This is a genomic window from Phreatobacter sp. (assembly GCF_052440005.1).
Classification (GTDB): Bacteria; Pseudomonadota; Alphaproteobacteria; order Rhizobiales; family Phreatobacteraceae; genus Phreatobacter.
In genome coordinates, this window is sequence record NZ_JBQVQL010000175.1 from 1 (window position 1) to 2,145 (window position 2,145).

Sequence of the window (2,145 nt, forward strand, 5' to 3'; positions counted from 1 at the left end):
GTTTGCGGATGCGGTCAGGCGGAAGATCGTCACCGAGATCGCCTGAGGCGATGGACCGGGAGCGGGTGGTGGCCCCGCCAACGACGACCGACGTTCCCTGCTGCACCGTGCCGCCCGTCACCCCCGGCGAGGCCGAAGGCCGAGGGAAGGGGGGCCAGGACTGACGGGCTGCGGGCGAGAGGCTGCGATTGGAAAGGTCGGCTCCCTGCAACTCCTGGATCCCCTTCCCCTCGCTGCGCTCGGCCGGGGATGACGGGCAGCGTGTCGGCTGGCCGTTGTGGGTTCCGCCGCATCGTCACCTCTCCCCGGTAGGGAGAGGTCGGCCGCAGGCCGGGTGAGGGGATTTCGCGCTGTCCTGCCGCGGGCTCTCCCCCTCACCCGCCTCGCTTTCGCTCGTCGACCGCTCCGCCGGGGAGAGGTGAAGGTCGCGCCCGGCACGGCCGGCAATGCTCACCGTTTCGCCGAACCGCCGGTCCCCCGCCGGGGAGTGGTCAAGGTCCCTGAGGTCACTCACACAGGCATTCGTACTGCCGCTCGCTGCGCGCCTGGCCGGTGCCGGGCCCCCATGCCGTCACGCAGACATTCGACCAGTTCGGCCGCAGGTTGAATCCCGGGCGCAGGCCCTCGCCCGCGGTGTTCGCGGCGCAGATGTTGAACATCTGGCGGTTGGGGAGATAGACGCCCGTCTGGACCGGCTTGCGCCCGGCGCCCTGGCAGACCTGATCGCAGGGGCGGCCGTTGCCGGGCACCCAGCTTGTGGCAGCGACGGACGGGGTGGTGAGGGTGGCCAGAAGGAGGGCGAGCGCGATGGGGCGGATCATGGGAGGTTTCCGTAAAGGGAAGGCGGAGGACCGGTAGCGCTCCGGCAGGCCCTTGCCTATGCGTGTGAACCCATAGTCCTTGCAAATTCGCGTCGCTCAGCAAAAACCCCGGCGCGATGGCCGGGGTTTTCCACGTTCAGACGATGAGGGGCCGCTCAGGCGGTCGCCTTCTGGAACAGCTCGTCGACATATTCCCAGTTCACCAGGTGCTCGACGAAGGCCTTGAGGTAGTCGGGCCGACGGTTGCGGTAGTCGATGTAGTAGGAGTGCTCCCAGACATCGACGCCGAGGATCGGCACGCCGCCGTGGACCAGCGGGCTCTCGCCGTTCGGCGTCTTGGTGACGACGATCTTGCCGCCCTGCACCGCGAGCCACGACCAGCCCGAGCCGAACTGGGTGACGCCACCCTGGATGAAGTCTTCCTTGGCCTTCTCGACCGAACCGAAGGAATCGACCAGCGCCTTCTCGATGCCGCCCGGGATCTTGCCGCCGCCGTTCGGCTTCATCCACTTCCAGAAATGGATGTGGTTGTAGTGCTGGCCGGCGTTGTTGAAGATGCCGGCGTGCTTGCCGAAGGAGCCCTTGACGATCTCCTCAAGGCTCTTGCCTTCGAATTCCGTGCCCTTGATCAGGTTGTTGCCGTTGGTGACATAGGCCTGATGGTGCTTGTCGTGGTGATACTCCAGCGTCTCCTTCGACATGTAGGGCTGCAGGGCATCGTAGGCATAGGGCAGGTCGTCGAGGGTGAAGGCCATGATCTCGTCTCCTTGGGGGGCGCCCGCGCTTCCGCCGTGCGGCAGGCGATCGCACACGAAACAACCCCCTTCACATAGGATGCCGGGCCCGCGGCGGCAATTGCCCCGCTGCCATGGCGTGGTGTAGTTGCGAGAATCTACCGACCTGCCTTCTATAGGTCGTTTTTTATCGGCTCAACGGTAGCCGGGAGCGGACGTCCAGTCCGCGTGGCTGAAAGGACGATCCATGGCCCTCGTGCTGAAGGTGGCGGCCGCGGTGCTGGCGCTGATCGGGGTGGTGACGCTCTACTGGGGGACCAATCCCTCCCTGCTGAGCCTCGGCAACACCGTGATGATCGTCGGTGCCGTGATCGCTGCGGCGGGCGTCGTCCTCTTCGGCCTCTCCGCCGTCGTCGACCAGCTGGGCGTGGTGGCGGCCAAACTCGACGATCTGCGCTACGGGCTCGCCGGACCCGCGCCGACGCGCGAAGCTGTCGACGAGCCGCTCGCGATGGCCCCGGTCGACGAGGCTCCCGCCGCACCGGCGCCGCCTGTCGTGGCGGCAGCTCCGGCGTCGGCCGCCGCCCCGC

At 67.5% G+C, this 2,145-nt stretch carries 2 protein-coding genes and 1 pseudogene; 1 reads left to right on the forward strand and 2 read right to left on the reverse strand.

Going from position 1 to position 2,145, the window contains the following annotated elements:
• Positions 1–506 precede the first annotated feature (506 nt).
• Entirely contained in the window at positions 507–821 is a 315-nt protein-coding gene (locus ACT6XY_RS22665) for a hypothetical protein (protein ID WP_444750565.1), read from the reverse strand.
• A 155-nt stretch (positions 822–976) separates the two neighbouring features.
• Positions 977–1,576, reverse strand: coding sequence for a superoxide dismutase (locus ACT6XY_RS22670; RefSeq protein ID WP_444750566.1), 600 nt, complete (start codon positions 1,574–1,576; stop codon positions 977–979).
• Between the two features lie 226 nt (positions 1,577–1,802).
• On the opposite strand from ACT6XY_RS22670, the pseudogene ACT6XY_RS22675 reads away from it, so the two are divergent.
• Positions 1,803–2,145: pseudogene (locus ACT6XY_RS22675) on the forward strand (hypothetical protein); the annotation flags it as partial.